Genomic DNA, 18,103 nt, shown 5'->3' with positions numbered 1-18,103 from the left:
GTCCCTGTAGGAGCTGCCGAAGGCTGCGATCTTTTGATCTGGATTTTCAAACCCAAACCGCATCCCACAACGGATAACCCCCCAACCGCGCAACCAACCCGGCCCGCAAAGGGTTCACCACGATATACCGCGCAGCCGCTTTCAAATCCTCATCCCGCCGCAATGCCCGATCGTAATACCCGCGCTGCCACAGCCGCCCCTGACTGCCCCGTCTGAGATTGATCGACCGACAACTCCGCGATTTGACGCGGCATATGAGTTGCGCCAATGAACCTTGTTTCAGCTCAACCAGCCAATGCAAGTGATCCGGCATGACGATCCATGCTAGTGATTGAACCGATCCTGATTCTTCTGCCAAGCGTAGTTGTTCAACCAACAATCGTCCGAATGAAAAATCGGCAAACACCGGCCGGCGCTGATCAACCACCACCGTTAACAGATAAACCTGCCCTGACTCCGAATACCGCCCCTTCCTCAATCCACATCCTTTTGCCGCAACAGGCATTCCTTTGCCCTCCAAAAATCATCGTCTTTGAACCCTAGCCATCCCTCGCCCAAACGCGAATCCAACCCGTTGCACGATGTAACCCCATTACACGATCTAACCCCGTAATACGATGTTTGCCCATGTAGGAGCTGCCGAAGGCTGCGATCTTTTGATCCTAAAAAACAAAATCAAAAGATCGCAGCCTTCGGCAGCTCCTACAGATAGTTTCGGCAGTTTCGGCAGTTTCAGCGGTTTCAGCGGTTTCAGCGGTTTCATCAGTTTCATCAGTTTCAGATGTTGAAGGAGATTCATTGGCTGCAAACGCCTCGAAAGGGCCGTCCGTCCGGGCAATTTTCACGTCGATTGAATTTTTCACAGGCGCGACGCCTCTGCTGCTGTAGAGGCGCGTGAACAGCGTCCTGTCAATTGACCGAGAAAACTGCCATGACCGTCCTGACACGCCTGCATTCCACGCCTGCCCAGCCGCAGGCGATCAATCCTGCCGGGAATATTCGCTGCATTTATGACGCGTTGCTCAAGGATGAAAATCCGCAGGCGTTGGCGCAGTCATTCCTGCAGGAGCAACTGCAAAACGCCGGGCAACTCCCGGATACCCTGCCGCAAGACCCGACGACGTGGCACGCCTGGGTGGCCGAACATTGCACCGATGTCGCGCAGCAGTACGCCGAGTATCTGCAACAACGCAAGGCCGGCGGGCCTCGGCAATTCTTCACCTGCAAAGCGCAGGCGCTGTACTTTCTGCAAGCAGTGGCGCCGACCAAACTGGTCGACGGCGCGTGGCTGTATGGCTTGCTGGCGCAGTGGCAGGATCCGCGTTTCGCCGGTTTGCTCACCACCTATCTGGAAGAACTCGGCGACGGCAACCCCGCGCAAAACCATGTGGTGATCTACCGCAAACTCCTTGCCGAACACGACTTGCAGGACAGCGCCGCGATCGCCGATGAACACTATCTGCAAGGCGCGTTGCAACTGGCGCTTGGCATCGCCGGTGTCGATTGCTTGCCAGAAGTGATCGGCTACAACCTGGGTTACGAGCAACTGCCATTGCACCTGCTGATCACTAGTTACGAACTCAGCGAGCTGGGCATCGATCCCTACTATTTCACTCTGCACGTGACCATCGACAACGCCAGCACCGGCCACGCGCAAAAAGCCGTGCAGGCGGTGCTCGACCTGTTGCCACTGGAGGCTGATCGCGCCGATTTTCTGCGTCGTGTATCGCTCGGTTATCGCCTTAATGATCTGGGGCAGGGCAGTCGCGCGATCATCGAAAACTTCGACCTTGAGCGTGAATTGTTGGCGATGCTTGAGCGCAAGCGGCCGTTCGGCCAGCACATGCATTCCGACTACTGCCGCTTTGAAGGCCAGACCGTCAATCAATGGCTGTCGACACCTGAGCAATTGCCCTGCTTCATGCAAGCGCTGCAGGACAAAGGCTGGATCAAACGCAACGAAGACCCGCAGAACAGCCGCTTTTGGCAACTGATCGCGGGCGATGGTGCGGCGATGTTCGGCGTGTTCAACGCTTATGAAAAACAACTGGTGCATGACTGGATTGCCGGCGATTGGAAATCTTCGGAAAAGCCGAAAGTCGCTCGGCGCCGGCCTCAAACGGCGGCATCGATCGCGGTGCCCGAGCAGGATCCCGATGTGCAGCAACTGAACGTGGCGTTGCAAGGTCAGGACGGTCTCACGCAAATCGCGACGTTGATTCCGTGGCTCGCCCCGGATCGCCATGCACACCCGGCCGGGTTGCTCGCGACCCGACGATTCATCGAACTCAAATCACGCCAGCCGTAAGGAAATTTTCAATGAGTCAGGAAGAACAATTCAGCAGCCATGATCTGGCGCTGCTGCAGCTGGGCCGGCGCCTTCAGGCCGATGGCTACCGTTTCATCACCCCGACGCCGCTGACGCATCAGCGCGTTAATCAGCGCGACGAAGGGCAAATGGCTGACAGCCTGCGTGATGTGTTTGGCTGGTCGCGGCCGTTCGAACCCGGTTTGCTCTCCGCCGACGAACAGCGCCAGTTACAGGAGGCGCAAGTCATCGACACCTACGAAGGCCAGCTGAAAAGTCGCGTGCGCTGGTCGAGCCTGGATGATTTGTTGTTCGTGCATTCGGCGTTCCCGACCGACGCGGCGGACTCGGTGTTCTTCGGCCCGGATACTTACCGTTTCGCCCAGATGATCCACGCTCATCTGCAACAGAACTTCGCTCCGATCCATCGCGCGGTCGACATCGGTTGTGGCGCGGGCGTCGGTGCGATCGTGATCGCCCGAGCCCGTCGCGAGGCGCAAGTCCTGGCGTTGGATATCAACCCCGCCGCGCTGCGCCTGACTGCAATTAACGCGGCGCTGGCGGAAGTCGCCAACGTTGAAGTTCACGCCAGTGATCTGTTGCAAGGCGTCGATGGCGAGTTCGATCTGATCGTCGCCAACCCGCCGTACATGGCGGATCCGGCGGAGCGCGCCTATCGCCACGGTGGCGGAACACTCGGCGCGGGACTGTCACTACGGATCGTCGAGCAAGCGCTAAATCGGCTGGCTCCCGGTGGTTCGCTGCTGCTCTATACCGGCGTGGCGATGGTCGATGGCCGTGATCCATTCCTCGACACGGTGCTGCCGCGACTTGATGAAAAACGCTTCGCCTGGACGTACCGTGAAATCGATCCGGATGTCTTTGGCGAAGAGCTGCTGAACCCCGGATATCAACGGGTTGACCGAATCGCCGTGGTGGCGCTGACCGTCACCCGAATGGGCTGAAATCAGGCAGGTGCACGATGAACAGGAACCTCGACGACTACAACCGCATGCGCGATTTCTCGGCAACCTCGGAACCGGCGGCAGTCAAACGCTCCGGCCGCAAAACCGCCGCCGAGCACGCCTTGCAGTTCTGCATCCAGAAGCACGACGCTTCGCACCTGCATTATGACTTTCGCCTGGAACTCGACGGCGCGTTGAAGAGTTGGGCAGTGCCGAAGGGGCCGTCGCTGGATCCCAAGGTCAAGCGCCTGGCAGTGCACGTCGAGGATCATCCGCTGGATTACGCGACCTTCGAGGGCAGCATTCCCGAAGGCCATTACGGCGCGGGCGATGTGATTGTCTGGGATCGTGGCGTGTGGATCCCGCAGGAGGATCCGCAACAGGCCTACGCCAAAGGCAAGCTAAAGTTCGAGCTGCAAGGCGAGAAACTCGGCGGGATCTGGAATCTGGTGCGCACGCACATGCCGGGTAAAAAGGAGCAGTGGTTCCTGATCAAACATCAGGACAGCGCCGCGCGGCCTCAGGATGATTACGACGTGCTAGTCGCTGAGCCGGACAGCGTGTTGAGCGAACGCACCCTCGTCGACAAACCGAAACTCGCCGCCGAACAAAGCAGACCGGTGAAGAAACCCGCCGCCAAATCGCGCAAAAAAGCCACCGGCACGCTGACGGGCGCGCATAAAGCCAAGCTGCCGGCGCAGCTCAAACCCGAATTGGCCACATTGGTCGACAGCGCGCCCGAAGGGCAGTGGAGCTACGAAATCAAATTCGATGGCTACCGGATCATGGCGCGGATCGATCACGACCAGGTGCAACTGTTCACCCGTAACGGCCACGATTGGACGCACAAGTTGCCGCAACAGGCCGAAGCCTTGGCCGCGCTGGGTCTGGAATCGGCCTGGCTGGACGGCGAAATGGTCGTCGCCAACGAACATGGCGTGCCGGATTTTCAGGCGCTGCAAAATGCTTTCGAGGCTGGGCGCAGCGGCAACATTCTCTACTACCTGTTTGATCTGCCGTATCTCAACGGCGTCGACTTGCGTGAGGTGCCGGTTGAAGAGCGTCGAGCCGCGCTAGCGACGATCCTCGGCGCGCAGAAAAATCCGCTGCTGCGCTATTCCGAAGCCTTCGACGAAACCCCGGATGCATTGCTCAACAGCGCTTGTCAGATGCAGATGGAAGGCCTGATCGGCAAACGCCTTGGCTCGCCTTATGTGTCGCGACGCAGCGGTGACTGGATCAAACTGAAGTGCAAGCATCGGCAGGAATTTGTCGTCGTCGGCTACACCGATCCGAAAGGTTCGCGCAGTGCCTTCGGAGCGTTGCTGTTGGGTCTGCATGATCGTGACAGCGGCGAGTTGCGCTACGCCGGCAAGGTTGGCACGGGCTTCAACGAAGCGACGCTGAAAAGCATTCTGGCGCAACTGAAACCGTTGCAGGTGAAGAAGGCTGCCGTGGTCAATCCGCCGAGCGGTTTCGAGGCCAAAGGCGTGCACTGGCTCAAACCGAAATTGCTGGCCGAAATCGCCTTCGCTGAAATGACCAAGGACGGCTCGGTGCGCCACGCCGTGTTCCATGGTTTGCGCGATGACAAACCGGCCAAGGACATTACTGAGGAGCGAGCGAAACCGGTGAAGAAGTCAGAGACGAAATCCGCAGCGAAAAGCCCTGCGAAAAAACCGGCGAAAAAAGTGCCCGCGGAAAAGGCTGAGACTGCGCCGTCGCAACTCGGTCTGGCCAACGGCAAGGTTCGCATCACCCACCCGGATCGAGTGATCGACGCGGTCAGCGGCACGACCAAAATGCAACTGGCCGAGTACTACGCCAGCGTTGCCGAATGGATTCTGCCGCAACTCAAGGATCGCCCGGTGGCGTTGGTGCGCGCGCCGGATGGCATTGCGGGTGAACTGTTCTTCCAGAAGAACGCTGAGCGCCTGGCGATCCCCGGCATCAGCACGCTGGACAAAGACGTCACCGGTCAACCGGTGATGCTGATCAACAACGCCGAAGCACTGATCGGCGCGGTGCAGATGAGCACCGTCGAGTTGCACACCTGGAACGCAACCACGGTGGATCTGGATAAACCCGATCGCTTCGTGCTCGACCTCGACCCTGATCCCGCGCTGCCGTGGAAGAGCATGGTCGAAGCCACCGCGCTGACCTTGACCGTGCTCGATGAACTCGGCTTGAAAGCGTTTCTGAAAACCAGTGGCGGCAAGGGTATTCACTTGGTGGTGCCGATCACGCGCAAGCTCGGCTGGGATGAAGTGAAGGATTTCAGCCACGCGATTGTCAGCCATATGGCCAAACTGTTGCCGGATCGATTTTCGGCGGTGTCCGGGCCGAAAAACCGTGTCGGGCGTATCTTCATCGACTACCTGCGCAACGGCCTCGGCGCCACCACCATCTGCACTTACTCGGCGCGTACGCGCGAAGGGCTGCCGGTGTCGGTACCGCTGTTTCGTGAAGAGGTTGGGGAGATCAAGGGCGGCAATCAATGGAACGTGCATAACGTCTACGAACGGTTGGCCGAGGTTGGCGATGAGCCGTGGGCTGACATGAAGAAAACCCGGCAGAGCATCACCGCCGAGATGTGCAAACGAGTCGGCATGAAAAAGTGATCAGGTGTCGCGCAGCAAGTCGTGGGCGTTAAGCAATTCAAAAGCGATTTCGGGGTTGTTGTTCAGGCCCCGTCGAATCGCCGTTGGAATCGACTTGCGCGTCTTGCGGCACAGGCCCGGCAGCGCGTCGATTTCGATCTCGATGCCGAGCATGGTGCGCACTTCGTGAAAACCCGGTGAGACGTCAACGCGAATGCCCAACTGCTCGAACATGCGTTTTTGCAGGTGCCGAAGGTCGTCGAGGTTTTTCAGTTTTTCGAGACGCGCGAGCAGGACTTTTTCTTCCTCGCGGGTCAGGCGCAGAATGCGCAAATCCGCGCCGGGTGTGTCCAGCAACGGGTCACGCCCGCAATCGCAGGCGCCGGGTGGGCAGGGGGAGCGCAAAGGCGCAGTCGTCATCATGGCCTCCATCATAGAGGCCGTTGGACAGTTTTGCCTATGCGCCGTCAGCGGCCATCCATCGGCTGCTTGCTCCGTGCCGGTTACTGATTCAGGCCTTCGTAATGCACCAGAATCGCGTTGGCGAGGTCTTCATCGCTGGCATTGATGCCGGGATTTTCCTGACGAACCTGTTGCAATACCGACTCAAGATAAACCCCGCGAATGGCTCCGCCGCTGGCGACAAAGGCAGACAAGTCGTCACGCGCCGGGATCACCATTTTGTGATCCTTGAAGGTCGAATACAGCGAAGCGGAAACGCCGGCCGAAGTGGCCACATCCCCCGCATCGACCTTGGCCATAGCGGAGCCGACGGGCAGGCATAAGAGTAAAGAAGAAACGAGCAATAACTTGCGCATGACGGGGTTCCTCCACAAGCGCTAAGCAAAAAGGGAAGGACTGCATAATGTGAGAGGTGCGCGGAGGGCGGGAGTTCCGTGAGGCGTTAATTCTGCAGACGCGGGCACGCCGTGGCGGGTGCCCGGTCTTGACGCGAGTTCTATCAAATCACGCCACAGGCCATGCGATCACCGCCACCACCCAGTGGTTTCGGCATGTCGGAATGGTTGTCGCCACCGGCGTGGATCATCAGCGCGTGGCCCTTGATCTCGGAGATTTTCTTCAGGCGCGGCGCCAGCACCGGGTAATTGGCGATACCGTCAGCGGTTACGTATACCGCCGGCAGGTCACCGAGATGGCCGTCTGCGTAGGGGCCGAGGTGCTTGCCGGTTTTCTGCGGATCGAAGTGCCCGCCAGCTGCCAGTGCCGCGCCTTTGACGCCGTCCTTCATGCCCGGCTCGCAACTGCCGTTTTCATGCACGTGAAAACCGTGCACGCCGGCCGGCAGGGATTTCAGATCAGGAGTAAACAACAGGCCATACGGCGTCTCACTGACGGTAATCGAGCCGATCGCCTGCGGTGCACCGTCGGCGCTGACCAGATTGATCGCGACTTTTTCCGTCGCTGCCTGAGCAGTGCCGATTGCGAAGGTGCCGAGCAGGCCTAACCACAGTGCGCGTTTCATAAGCGTTTCCTTGTGCTGCATGAGTTTTCAGAACGACGGACTCAATAGCCTGCCGGCATTAACCGGCGATGAAGGCCTTGTCCGCGCGCGTTGAAAAATGAGACTTGCCGCTCAAACTGAAAGTTTTATCGCCGTTGCCCTGCGCGCAGACATCTGCCGACACGCTCTGGCGCGGCAGACCGGCGTAAATAGGCTTAACTCCAGGACTGACAGGCCTTTACCGGCGTCCCCCAAGGAGAAACCCACGGTGTCGATCAAACTGCGTTTAGTGTTGCTGATTGTTGCCATCTGCTGAAGGCCTTCGCGAGCAAGCCCGCTCCCACATGGGGATTGATGGTGTTACATATATTGCATTTACACCGCAGAAACCTGTGGGAGCGGGCTTGCTCGCGAAGAGGTCAGTCCAGTCACCCCAATACTTAAATGCCCGCTCCAAGATTCATGTTCAACCCCCTCCAGCCGATAAGTCCCTGAACGCAAAAGGACTATCAAGTCGGGAACAGACGCGCGGGTTTGTCCTGACGTGATATTCTTCGCGCCAACTTGGTTTGACCTAATTCAGTCTGCTTGCCGCGTGGCGAGCCGACGGAATCCCTGTCGCTCAAGTAGCTGATGCCAATAATGATAAGAAACCAGTTCAGAAGGGACATTAACTGAGGTCGATGCGGTACGTCGGCCTTGTGTGCCCACCCGTCAAAATTGCAGTGTGCCGGAATCTGCGACGCCAGCCTGAGCGTCACCAAAGCGGATCGCATGCTGATAACAGCGACGGGCGGAAGGCGTTTTATCATAGGTGCTACGGATGTTTAAGAAAGTGAACACAGCTCTGCTGGGGCTGGCTTTGGCGATGGGGATGTCGTCCGCCAATGCTGAAGAAGCAAAGAAAGTCGACGTGCTGTTGATCGGCGGCGGCATCATGAGCACCACCCTGGGTGTGTGGATCAATGAGCTGGAGCCAAGCTGGTCGATGGAAATGGTCGAGCGCCTCGACGGCGTCGCCCTCGAAAGCTCCAACGGCTGGAACAACGCCGGTACCGGTCACTCTGCTCTGGCTGAGCTGAACTACACCCCGGAAGATGACAAAGGCAACGTGACGATCCCGAAAGCTGTCGAGATCAACGAAGCGTTCCAGGTGTCCCGTCAGTTCTGGGCCTGGCAGGTTCAGCAAGGCGTTCTGAAGAACCCTCGCTCGTTCATCAACACCACGCCGCACATGAGCTTTGTGTGGGGTGATGACAACATCAAGTTCCTCAAAAAGCGCTACGAAGCCCTGCAAGCGAGCCCGCTGTTCGCTGGTATGCAGTACTCCGAAGACCCGGCTGTGATCAAGAAGTGGGTTCCGCTGATGATGGAAGGGCGTGACCCGAACCAGAAAATCGCGGCCACCTGGAGCCCGCTGGGTACCGACATGAACTTCGGCGAAATCACCCGCCAGTTCGCTGCCCACCTGCAAACCAAGCCTAACTTCGATCTGAAACTGTCGAGCGAAGTGCAGGACATCACCAAGAATGCCGATGGCACTTGGCGCGTCAGCTACAAAAACCTGAAAGACGGCAGCAAAACCGAAACCGACGCCAAGTTCGTGTTCATCGGCGCGGGCGGCGGTGCACTGCACTTGCTGCAGAAGTCGGGCATTCCTGAAGCCAAGGAATACGCTGGCTTCCCGGTAGGCGGCTCGTTCCTGGTGACCGATAACCCGACCATCGCTGAACAGCACCTGGCCAAGGCCTACGGTAAAGCTTCGGTTGGCGCGCCACCGATGTCGGTTCCACACCTGGACACCCGTGTTCTGGACGGCAAGCGCGTTATCCTGTTTGGCCCATTTGCGACCTTCAGCACCAAGTTCCTCAAAGAAGGCTCGTACCTGGATCTGCTGACCAGCACCACCACCCACAACATCTGGCCTATGACCAAGGTCGGCATCAAGGAATACCCGCTGGTCGAGTACCTCGCTGGCCAACTGATGCTGTCGGATGAAGACCGTCTGAACGCGCTGAAGGAATACTTCCCGAACGCCAAAGCCGAAGACTGGCGCCTGTGGCAAGCCGGCCAACGCGTGCAAATCATCAAGCGTGATGAAGCCGCTGGCGGCGTGCTGAAACTGGGCACCGAAATCGTTGCGGCACAAGACGGCTCCATCGCCGGCCTGCTGGGCGCATCGCCAGGCGCGTCGACCGCTGCACCGATCATGCTGAGCGTGTTGCAGAAAGTCTTCAAAGACAAAGTGGCTAGCCCAGAGTGGCAAACCAAGCTGCACCAGATCGTGCCAAGCTACGGCACTCAGTTGAATAGCGATCCAGCGAAAGTGGCCGAAGAGTGGGCTTACACCGCCAAGATCCTCGAACTGCCGACGCCTCCAGTGATCGGTCAGGCTGCTGCTCCGGCTGCACCTGCAGCTGAAAAAGCTGAAGCACCGAAGGAAAACGCTGCACGTGACATGGCTCTGTAATTAGACTCCTGACACACAAAGCCCACTGTACCGGCGACGGTCAGTGGGCTTTTTTTTATCCCTCGATATCCCTCTGTATTCCCTGTATCTCCTGTAGGAGCTGCCGAAGGCTGCGATCTTTTGATCTTGTTTTAGAATCAAAAGATCGCAGCCTTCGGCAGCTCCTACAGAATTGTTTCGGTGTTCAGGTGTTCAGGTGTTTCGGTGTTCAGATGTTCAGATGTTCAGATGTTCAGGTGTTCAGGTGTTCAGATGTCAGGGTTTCGCGGAAGCCAGATAAGCGCCAAGCCGCCGCCCCATTTCCTCGCCCAACGCCTGCAACCCGCTCAACGGCCGCACCATCACTTCAAACTCGACAATCTTCCCCTGCTCATCAAAGCGAATCATGTCGATGCCTTTCAGCTCTTTCGTCCCGACCTTGGCGCTGAACTCCAGAATCACATTCAAACCATCCGCCGTCGCCAGCTCACGGTGATATTCAAAGTCTTGAAACACCTCGAACACCGTATTGAGGATCATCGACACCACCGGCGCGCCAGGGTAGGGCGTGTGCGCCATCGGTGAACGGAATACGGCTTTGGCATCAAGCAGTTCAGGCAGGGCACTCAAGTTGCCGGTGCGGATCATCTCGTGCCAGCGGTTCAGTGAATCGGCGACATTGGGTTGCAGGTTCAGTTCGGACATGGATTTACCCCAGAGTTTTTATTGTTTTCGCGCGACCGCAGTCACTCTAGCCTGTAGGAGCTGTCGAGTGAAACGAGGCTGCGATCTTTTGATCTTGATGTTCAAGGATCCAGATCAAAAGATCGCAGCCTTCGGCAGCTCCTACAGATCAGATGTCATCTGATATGCATTTTTCAATTCTATCTGCCTCTGTAACCGGTTCAGTCACCGGCTCAAAATACCCCGGCAGTGCGGTCACTCACGGCAGTCCTTCATTCCGAAGCGTCCAGTGCACCGCAAACCCTGCATTGAGGAGAGCTCTATGTTCAAGATGGCGATTTTCCTGGGTGGATTTCTGACACTGACCATTCTGATCGGCGTGCTCGCAACGATTTCTCCGGTTTGAAACGCGTCAAGAGTTGATGGGTGATGCCTAGGGGAATACGGCGCGAATCGTGATTTAATGCCGCGCTTTTCCCCCGCAAATGGACGTCACCCCTCATGGCCGAACCGCGTATCCGTGCCCTCGCACTCTGCGTCTTTCATCGCAATGGTCGAATTCTGGTAAACAGTTTTTACGACCCGATCCAGCAACAAACCCTTTTCCGTCCCGTCGGCGGTGGCATCGAATTCGGTGAAACCAGCGCCGAAGCGATCGTGCGTGAGGTGCAGGAAGAATTGACGCAGTCGATCCATGACTTGCGTCTGATTGGCACGCTGGAAAGCCTCTTCGTTTACAACGGCAAGCCTGGGCATGAGATCGTTCAGGTCTACGATGCCTCATTTGATGATGCCGCTCTCTACGAACAACCCCATATTCAAGGGCATGAAAGTAACGGCGCTCCGTTCACTGCGAGTTGGCATGACAGCTCAAGCTTCAACGAACAATCTCCGTTAGTGCCCAAAGGTTTGCTTGAACTGTTGAAGAAAAATCACCTGCTCAAGTAACCGGTATTAGACTCCCCTGAAGCTTCGACTTCCGGGGAACCTCCGCCATGCGTCATTCACCATGGACTCACTGATCACCGCCGCCAGCCGTGCGCTTGCGGCGGGGGATCCGTTGGCGGCACTGAATTTCGTCGCCCTGCGCGAGGATCCGCCGGCGCTGGCGTTGCGCGGTATTGCCATGGCGCAGTTGGGCGATCTGCCGCGTGCCAAGGCGTTGTTGCAGCGAGCGGTGAAGGCGTTCGGTCGCAATGAGCCGCTGTCGCGGGCGCGGTGTCTTGTTGCCGAGGCCGAAGTGGCGCTGGCGGCACGCGATCTGGGCTGGCCGATGGAGGCGCTGGAGGCGGCGCGTCGGTTGCTGGAGGATCACGGTGACCGGCTCAACGCGGCGCACGCGCGTTACTTGCAGATTCGTCGATTGTTGTTGATCGGTGAGCTGGATGACGCTGAACGGTTGCTCGCTGAACAGGATCCTGCACCACTTCCGCCAGCCTTGCGTGCCGCCCATGAACTGGTGGCGGCGGGCATTGCGTTGCGCAGGGTTCAGGCGCACAGGGCGCAGGCGGCGCTGGTTCGCGCGCAGCACGCGGCGCGGGAGGCTGGCATTGAGGCGTTGAGCGTTGAAGTCGAGCACACCGCGCAAATCCTTGAGGCGCCGGTTGCGAGATTGATCATCAGCGGAAAGGAGCAGCCGCTGAAACTCGCAGAAGTAGAAACCCTGTTCGCCTCAAAAACGCTAGTGGTCGACGCTTGCCGCTACAACGTACGCGGTGCCGGCATGACGGTTGCGCTTGCCACTCGCCCGGTGCTGTTCCATCTCGCCCGGTTGCTAGCGGAAGCCTGGCCGGGCGATGTCTCGCGAGAGGCGCTGATTGCCAAGGCTTTCCGTTTGCAACTCAGCGACGAATCGCACCGGGCGCGGCTACGCGTTGAAATCGGGCGCTTGCGCTCAGCGCTGCAACCGCTGGCGAACATCCGCGCCACGCCTCGCGGGTTTACGTTGGTGGCCGAAGAGGTGGCGCTGCTGACGTTACCGGTCGAGGACAAACACGCGGCGCTGCTGGCCTTGCTCGCTGATGGCGAAGCGTGGTCGAGCTCAGCACTGGCACTCGCATTGGGCAGCAGCCAGCGCCAAGTGCAACGAGCGCTCGAGACACTGGCCTCGGAAAACAAAATCCAGTCCTTCGGTCTGGGCCGATCACGGCGCTGGATGACGCCGCCGGTGCCGGGTTTCGCGACGATCTTGTTACTCCCGGTGTCGCTGGGCAATGGCTAGGCTGGTCTCAACCAACACGAGGAAGCCCCCATGAAACACGCAAACGCAGAAATTCTTCGCGAATACGGCCCGTTCGAAGGGATCGACGGCATCCACGGCGTGACCTTCGACGGTCAGCAAGTCTGGTTCGCCAGCGACGGTCAGCTCAATGCGCTGAATCCGGCCAGCGGCGAAACCGTGCGCACCCTCAAGGTCGGCGCTGATGGCGGCACTGCGTTCGATGGCAAGCATTTGTTCCAGATCGCCGACCGCCATATCCATAAGATCGACCCGGCCACCGGGCGCATCCTCAACACCATCGCCGCGCCCGGTGGTGGCAACGATTCCGGCATGGCCTGGGCCGAGGGTTCGTTATGGGTTGGTCAGTATCGCGACCGTAAAATCCATCAGATCAACCCGGAAACCGGCGAGATTTTGCGCACGCTGGAGTCGAACCGCTTTGTCACCGGCGTGACGTGGGTTGATGGCGCGCTGTGGCATGGCACGTGGGAAGGCGAGGAGAGCGAACTGCGGCGGATCGATCCGGGTAACGGTGAGGTACTGGAAAGCCTGACGATGCCCGACGGGACTGGCGTGTCGGGGCTGGAGGCGGATGGCAAGGATCGGTTCTATTGTGGTGGCGGGAATAGCGGGCGGGTGCGGGCGGTGCGTCGGCCCAAGTGATGAGGTGACACTGCTGGCCTCTTCGCGAGCAGGCTCGCTCCCACTTCGGCCTGTGTACGGCGATCTACTGTGGGAGCGAGCCTGCTCGCGAAAGGGCCATTTGCTTTAAATCAAAAATCAAGGCGCACCAAACAGCATCGTCCAGTAAACCCCTTCATCACTACGCGCCTCGCTGGCAAAACCCGCTCCCACCTGGGTAAACATCGGGTTCATCAAATTGGCGCAATGCCCCGGACTGGCCAGCCACCCGGCCATCGCCTTGCCCGGCGAACTCTGCCCGGCGGCAATGTTTTCGCCTATCTGCCGCCCCCGATAACCCGCCGCTCTGGCGCGATCCGCCGGCAAATCACCGTCCGGATCACGATGCGCAAAATAATTGCCATAAGCCATGGCCTTACTGTGCCCTTGTGCGGCCGCGCCCAGTGCAACGTTCCAGCTCAGCGGTCGGGCGGCAGCGAAGCGTTGACGTCCGCACATCCGTGGCCGGGCGCGAGCGGCATTGACCTCGGCGAGCAGCGCTTTGCCGACGCTGCGGTTATCGCCGACCCGGTTGTCGAGCACCGGCCGCGCCAGCACCACTTGCCATTCACTGCGCGAACGGCTGATGCCGATGTCGGCGTACTGACTGTCGAGCAATGCGCCGCAGTAGTGGTCTTGCAGCCGGTCGAAGGCTTCTTCGGCGTCCTCGGCACCGACGATGCGGATGCTGCGCACCGTCACCGCCGCATATCCGGACGATTTCAGCGCCTCGCGCATGCCGCCGCCGGAGCCATAGCCGATAGGTAGCGCGAGATTTTCTTTCAACGCCAGCGGAGCCAGGCGCTGCGCGGGGCGTCGGTCGCAGCGTTGCGGGTGGGCGCGGTAGTCGTTGATGGCCGCGACCAGTTGGCGTTCGGCGCCGGCGTGGGCGGATTGAGCAAACAAAGGCGAAAGCAGCAGGCACAGCGAAACCAGACGAAGTGGGTGGGCGGTGTGGCGCATGGAGTGGATGGCTCAGGAGAGGAAAAAGCGGCGCGTGTAGGACTGGGCTTTTTGGACTTGGTTCAGGGTGGCAGGTGTGGTTTTTTTCTGGGGTATTGATGTGATTTGGCCGGCCCCTTCGCGAGCAAGCCCGCTCCCACACTGGTTTGGTGTACACCGGACAAAATGTGGGAGCGGGCTTGCTCGCGAAGAGGCCAGACCCGCCAACACAAAACTCAGCGATTCAACACATCCCCCATCCACCGCAAATACTCCCCCCGCTCGGAAATCGAGTTATGCCCCGAATCCGGCACCACCTTAAGCACCGCCACCCCCTCGGGAAAATTCCTCAATAGCCGCTCAGTACTGTCCCGCGCAATCACCTCGTCATCACTCGCCGCCAGCAACAACGTCGGTACGCGAATATGCGCCGCATATTTGCCTGATTCATAACGATCCTTGAGCAACCACTTCACCGGCACCCACGGATATTGCTTCACGGCGACTTCTTCGAGGCTGTTGTACGGCGTCACCAGAATCAAATTCTGCACCGGCCGTTGACTGGCCAGACGCACCGCAACGCCCGAACCCAGGCTGCGTCCGATCACCGCCACCTGCGGATGACTGGCATACACCTGATCAAACAATGCCAGCGCATCCTCGGCAATTGCCTCCTCGGAAGGCTTGCCGCCGCTGCCGCCAAACCCTCGATAATGCAGAAAGTACAGCGCGTAATCCGGGAACGCCGCGGCGAACTCCGGCAGATTGTGCGAGACATCCTCGGCATTGCCGCCGAAATAGATCAGCGCCCGTTGCCCGACACGCTCGCGGGTGGTCACCCAGACGTCGGCATCCGCCATCGATAATTTCAGCCGTGACTCCGCCGACTCCATCGTGCCCGCCTGCGGAAAATAGATCAGCGAGCGCTGAAAAACGAACAGCGCCGCGCACAGCACCAGGTACACAACGACGATCAATGCGACGAGTAACATCAGGGTTCGGGACATTCGGCTACTTTTAACGGGGTAAGGAAGTCGGCAGTCGCAGTGTAGTCCAGCGATTTCGCCAGACGGTCTGCGCACACAACATGCAACAGATTCACGCAGCAGGGGAACCAGCATGAGCCACACTGAGGGTTACTCCCGTCGCCGATTGCTCACGCTGGCTGCCGGGGTTTCGGCAGTCTTCACTTTTGATCGGGCGTTGGCCATTGCCGCGCCACCCGCGACTATCCGAGGCCAAGCCATGCAGACCCGCGCCATCCCTTCCAGCTCCGAGTCATTGCCCCTGGTCGGTCTGGGCACGTACCGCGGTTTCGACGTCGCGCCGGGCGACCCGGCTTATCGGCAGCTGCCGGCGGTGCTTGATGAGCTGTTCACCAAGGGTGGCACGGTGATCGACAGCTCACCCATGTATGGCCGCGCCGAGCAGACCACCGGCGAATTGCTGTCGATCCATGAACCCCGCTCGCCGGCGTTTCTGGCGACCAAGGTGTGGATACGCGGGCGCGAGGAAGGCATCGCGCAGATGGAGCAGTCGTTCAGCCTGCTGCGCACCGAACGCATCGACCTGATGCAGATCCACAACCTGCTCGACTGGCAAACCCACCTGCCGACCCTGCGCGAATGGAAAGAGCAGGGGCGCATCCGCTACATCGGCATCACCCATTACACGTCCTCGGCTTACGATGAAGTCGAAGCGGTGTTGAAGAATGAGCAACTGGATTTTCTGCAAATCAACTACGCCCTCGATGATCGAGGTGTGGAGAAACGCATCCTGCCGCTGTGCCGTGAGCGCGGGGTGGCGGTAATCTGCAATCGGCCGTTTGGTGGCGGTGCTTTGCTGGGCCGGCTCAAGGGCAAACCTTTGCCGGCGTGGGTGTCGGACGTCCAGGTCAACAGCTGGCCGCAACTGGCGCTGAAGTTTCTGCTGGCGCATCCGGCGGTGACCTGTGTGATTCCGGGGACGAGCAATCCGCGTTATATGGCCGACAACGTCAGGGCCGGATTCGGGCCGATGCTCACCGATGCGCAGCGGCATCAGTTGATTGCGTTGGTGGGTTAGTCAGCGGGGATATCCAGCTTGTGCCACGCGCGTGGGCCAACTCTTGCAACAAATCCTGTAGGAGCCGAGCTTGCTCGCGAAAGCGGTGTATCAGTCAGCGAAAATATCGACTGATATGGCCTCTTCGCGAGCAAGCTCTGCTCCTACAGAAAGCAGGTTGGCGGTTGGGGTCAGGGGCGATAGCGCAACGCCTCCAGCAACAACGCAAATGCCGGTGCCGCCTGACGCCGGCTCGGGTAGTAGAGGTGATACCCGGCGAAGGTCGGGCACCAATCCTCAAGCACTTGCTGCAAGCGACCATCGGCCAGATACGGCGCGACAATGTTCTCCGGGATGTAGCTCAAACCGAACCCATCCAGCGCCGCATCAAGTAACGGGTAGACGCCGTTCAATGTGATCTGCCCGGATACTCGCACCTTAAGGCTTTCGCCATCCCTCTCGAATTCCCAGCTATACAGCCCGCCGTTGGTGGGCAGGCGCAAGTTGTTGCAGCTGTGGTCGGTCAGGTCGCGTGGGGTTTGCGGGGCGGGGCAGCGGGCGAAATACGCGGGCGAGCCAACCACCGCCATGCGCATGTCCGGGCCGATGCGCGTGGCGATCATGCCTTGCGCAACGTCTTCGCCCAAACGAATGCCGGCGTCGAAGCCCTGGCCGGCGATGTCGACGAAACCATAATCACAGCTGACTTCGACGGCGATGTCGGGGTACTTGGGCAGAAACTCCTTGAGTACCGGGCGCAGCAGCCAGTCCAGCGAATGGTCGGTGGCGTTGATGCGGATTTTGCCCGCCGGGGTTTCGCGCAGGTTGCTCAGGGCCGCCAGTTCCACTTCGATCTCTTCGAAGCGCGGGCCGATGGTTTGCAGCAGGTGCTCGCCGGCCTCGGTGGGCGAGACGCTGCGTGTGGTGCGCGTCAACAGGCGCAGGCCAAGGCGCGCCTCGAGGGCGCGAATGGTGTGGCTCAGCGCCGATTGCGAGACGCCGAGCTTGGCGGCAGCTTTGGTGAAGCTGCGTTCGCGGGCCACGGCGAGAAAGGCGAGCAGGTCGGTGGCGTTTTCCCGAAGCATTGATGAGTGTCCCGCATAAGTTTTTTCGAATTCTAGTCGATTATCTGAAGAGTGCGGGTCGGTAAAGTGATGGCATTGATTCTCTGGAGGAACTTGCCATGAACCCGATTGCTGCTTCTGCTCTGACCCTGTCCCTGTTGGCAGGTGAGGTGCAGGCCAATGAAAATCCTCGCGTGAGCGTTACGCCCAACGGCTCGCAACCTTCGGCCCGTGGCCCGGCGGATTGGTTCACCGGCACTGTGCGGGTTGATGCACCGTTCAAGGGGTCTGATGAAGCGCGGGTCAGTGGCGCGACGGTGACATTCGAGCCGGGCGCGCGCACGGCGTGGCACACCCATCCACTGGGACAGACATTGATCGTCACCGCTGGGGTGGGTTTCGTGCAGGAATGGGGACAACCGGTACGCGAGATTCGCCCGGGGGATACTGTATGGATTGCGCCGGGTGCCAAACATTGGCACGGGGCGGCGCCAACCACGGCGATGACGCATATCGCGATTGCTGAAGTGCTTGATGGCAAGGTGGTGGAGTGGATGGAACAGGTGAGCGCTGAGCAATACCCGCGATCCGAGTAGAGCCTTTTTCCCACCCCAGCCCTCTCCCGGTGGGAGAGGGGGCCGACCGAGGTGTCTCGCGAGTTGCATCGACCTGAAAAACCCCATC

The 18,103-nt window shown here is 59.4% G+C and carries 18 protein-coding genes; 9 read left to right on the top strand and 9 right to left on the bottom strand.

Going from position 1 to position 18,103, the window contains the following annotated elements; all coding sequences use genetic code 11:
• Positions 1-46: 46 nt before the first annotated feature.
• Entirely contained in the window at positions 47-505 is a 459-nt protein-coding gene (locus tag ACIP1X_RS07990) for an REP-associated tyrosine transposase (protein ID WP_400750918.1), read from the bottom strand.
• Between the two features lie 157 nt (positions 506-662).
• On the bottom strand, positions 663-863 hold the full coding sequence (locus ACIP1X_RS07985; protein ID WP_400750915.1) for a hypothetical protein: 201 nt from the start codon (positions 861-863) through the stop codon (positions 663-665).
• Positions 864-931: 68 nt separating this feature from the next.
• Between ACIP1X_RS07985 and ACIP1X_RS07980 the strand changes: the two genes are divergently transcribed.
• Genes ACIP1X_RS07980 through ligD form a run of 3 tightly spaced genes read left to right on the top strand, consistent with a single transcriptional unit; the run spans position 932 to position 5,894 of the window.
• Positions 932-2,308, top strand: a complete 1,377-nt coding sequence (locus tag ACIP1X_RS07980) for an iron-containing redox enzyme family protein (RefSeq protein ID WP_400750913.1) — start codon at positions 932-934, stop codon at positions 2,306-2,308.
• 11 nt (positions 2,309-2,319) lie between these two features.
• Positions 2,320-3,273 carry a methyltransferase gene (locus ACIP1X_RS07975; protein WP_400647710.1) on the top strand — a complete coding sequence of 318 codons (954 nt, stop codon included), beginning with the start codon at positions 2,320-2,322 and terminating at the stop codon, positions 3,271-3,273.
• Between the two features lie 17 nt (positions 3,274-3,290).
• A complete protein-coding gene (gene ligD, locus ACIP1X_RS07970) occupies positions 3,291-5,894 on the top strand; it encodes a DNA ligase D (RefSeq protein ID WP_400750911.1) in 2,604 nt (867 codons plus the stop codon).
• On the opposite strand, the gene ACIP1X_RS07965 is transcribed toward ligD, so the two are convergent.
• The 3 genes from ACIP1X_RS07965 to sodC all read right to left on the bottom strand — a co-directional run bounded on the left by ACIP1X_RS07965 (position 5,895) and on the right by sodC (position 7,356).
• Positions 5,895-6,296 carry a hypothetical protein gene (locus tag ACIP1X_RS07965; protein ID WP_400750908.1) on the bottom strand — a complete coding sequence of 134 codons (402 nt, stop codon included), beginning with the start codon at positions 6,294-6,296 and terminating at the stop codon, positions 5,895-5,897.
• Between the two features lie 80 nt (positions 6,297-6,376).
• Positions 6,377-6,691, bottom strand: a complete 315-nt coding sequence (locus ACIP1X_RS07960; RefSeq protein ID WP_053119287.1) for a DUF2388 domain-containing protein — start codon at positions 6,689-6,691, stop codon at positions 6,377-6,379.
• A 143-nt stretch (positions 6,692-6,834) separates the two neighbouring features.
• Positions 6,835-7,356: a superoxide dismutase family protein gene (gene sodC / locus ACIP1X_RS07955; protein ID WP_159812454.1), complete on the bottom strand. Its 522-nt coding sequence runs from the start codon at positions 7,354-7,356 to the stop codon at positions 6,835-6,837.
• A gap of 802 nt (positions 7,357-8,158) precedes the next feature.
• On the opposite strand from sodC, the gene mqo reads away from it, so the two are divergent.
• Entirely contained in the window at positions 8,159-9,805 is a 1,647-nt protein-coding gene (gene mqo / locus ACIP1X_RS07950) for a malate dehydrogenase (quinone) (protein ID WP_053119292.1), read from the top strand.
• Between the two features lie 255 nt (positions 9,806-10,060).
• Here the strand turns inward: mqo and ACIP1X_RS07945 are convergent, their stop codons facing one another.
• Positions 10,061-10,489 carry a nuclear transport factor 2 family protein gene (locus ACIP1X_RS07945; RefSeq protein WP_400750907.1) on the bottom strand — a complete coding sequence of 143 codons (429 nt, stop codon included), beginning with the start codon at positions 10,487-10,489 and terminating at the stop codon, positions 10,061-10,063.
• A 480-nt stretch (positions 10,490-10,969) separates the two neighbouring features.
• Here ACIP1X_RS07945 and ACIP1X_RS07940 point away from each other — a divergent pair, with 480 nt between their 5' ends.
• From ACIP1X_RS07940 to ACIP1X_RS07930, 3 genes are all read left to right on the top strand, one after another.
• A complete protein-coding gene (locus ACIP1X_RS07940; RefSeq protein WP_400750905.1) occupies positions 10,970-11,416 on the top strand; it encodes an NUDIX hydrolase in 447 nt (148 codons plus the stop codon).
• A gap of 61 nt (positions 11,417-11,477) precedes the next feature.
• On the top strand, positions 11,478-12,689 hold the full coding sequence (locus ACIP1X_RS07935; protein WP_400750902.1) for a helix-turn-helix domain-containing protein: 1,212 nt from the start codon (positions 11,478-11,480) through the stop codon (positions 12,687-12,689).
• A gap of 30 nt (positions 12,690-12,719) precedes the next feature.
• Positions 12,720-13,352 (top strand): PQQ-binding-like beta-propeller repeat protein, encoded by a 633-nt coding sequence (locus ACIP1X_RS07930; protein ID WP_400750899.1) that lies wholly within the window; start codon positions 12,720-12,722, stop codon positions 13,350-13,352.
• Between the two features lie 117 nt (positions 13,353-13,469).
• Here the strand turns inward: ACIP1X_RS07930 and ACIP1X_RS07925 are convergent, their stop codons facing one another.
• Both ACIP1X_RS07925 and ACIP1X_RS07920 read right to left on the bottom strand, forming a co-directional pair.
• The gene (locus ACIP1X_RS07925; protein WP_400750896.1) at positions 13,470-14,333 is read right to left on the bottom strand and encodes a CAP domain-containing protein; all 864 of its coding nucleotides are present in this window, start codon (positions 14,331-14,333) and stop codon (positions 13,470-13,472) included.
• Positions 14,334-14,548: 215 nt separating this feature from the next.
• Entirely contained in the window at positions 14,549-15,319 is a 771-nt protein-coding gene (locus ACIP1X_RS07920) for an alpha/beta hydrolase (RefSeq protein ID WP_400750893.1), read from the bottom strand.
• Between the two features lie 112 nt (positions 15,320-15,431).
• On the opposite strand from ACIP1X_RS07920, the gene ACIP1X_RS07915 reads away from it, so the two are divergent.
• Positions 15,432-16,376, top strand: coding sequence for an aldo/keto reductase (locus tag ACIP1X_RS07915; RefSeq protein ID WP_400750890.1), 945 nt, complete (start codon positions 15,432-15,434; stop codon positions 16,374-16,376).
• A gap of 170 nt (positions 16,377-16,546) precedes the next feature.
• Here the strand turns inward: ACIP1X_RS07915 and ACIP1X_RS07910 are convergent, their stop codons facing one another.
• Positions 16,547-17,440 (bottom strand): LysR family transcriptional regulator, encoded by an 894-nt coding sequence (locus ACIP1X_RS07910; protein WP_053119307.1) that lies wholly within the window; start codon positions 17,438-17,440, stop codon positions 16,547-16,549.
• Between the two features lie 98 nt (positions 17,441-17,538).
• Here ACIP1X_RS07910 and ACIP1X_RS07905 point away from each other — a divergent pair, with 98 nt between their 5' ends.
• Entirely contained in the window at positions 17,539-18,015 is a 477-nt protein-coding gene (locus ACIP1X_RS07905) for a cupin domain-containing protein (protein ID WP_400750887.1), read from the top strand.
• Positions 18,016-18,103: the final 88 nt, after the last annotated feature.

The sequence above is a fragment of the Pseudomonas sp. NPDC088885 genome (assembly GCF_044750025.1).
Lineage (GTDB): Bacteria > Pseudomonadota > Gammaproteobacteria > Pseudomonadales > Pseudomonadaceae > Aquipseudomonas > Aquipseudomonas rustica.
The sequence above is the reverse complement of the archived record's forward strand: the minus strand, read 5'-3'. Positions and strand labels throughout refer to the sequence as shown.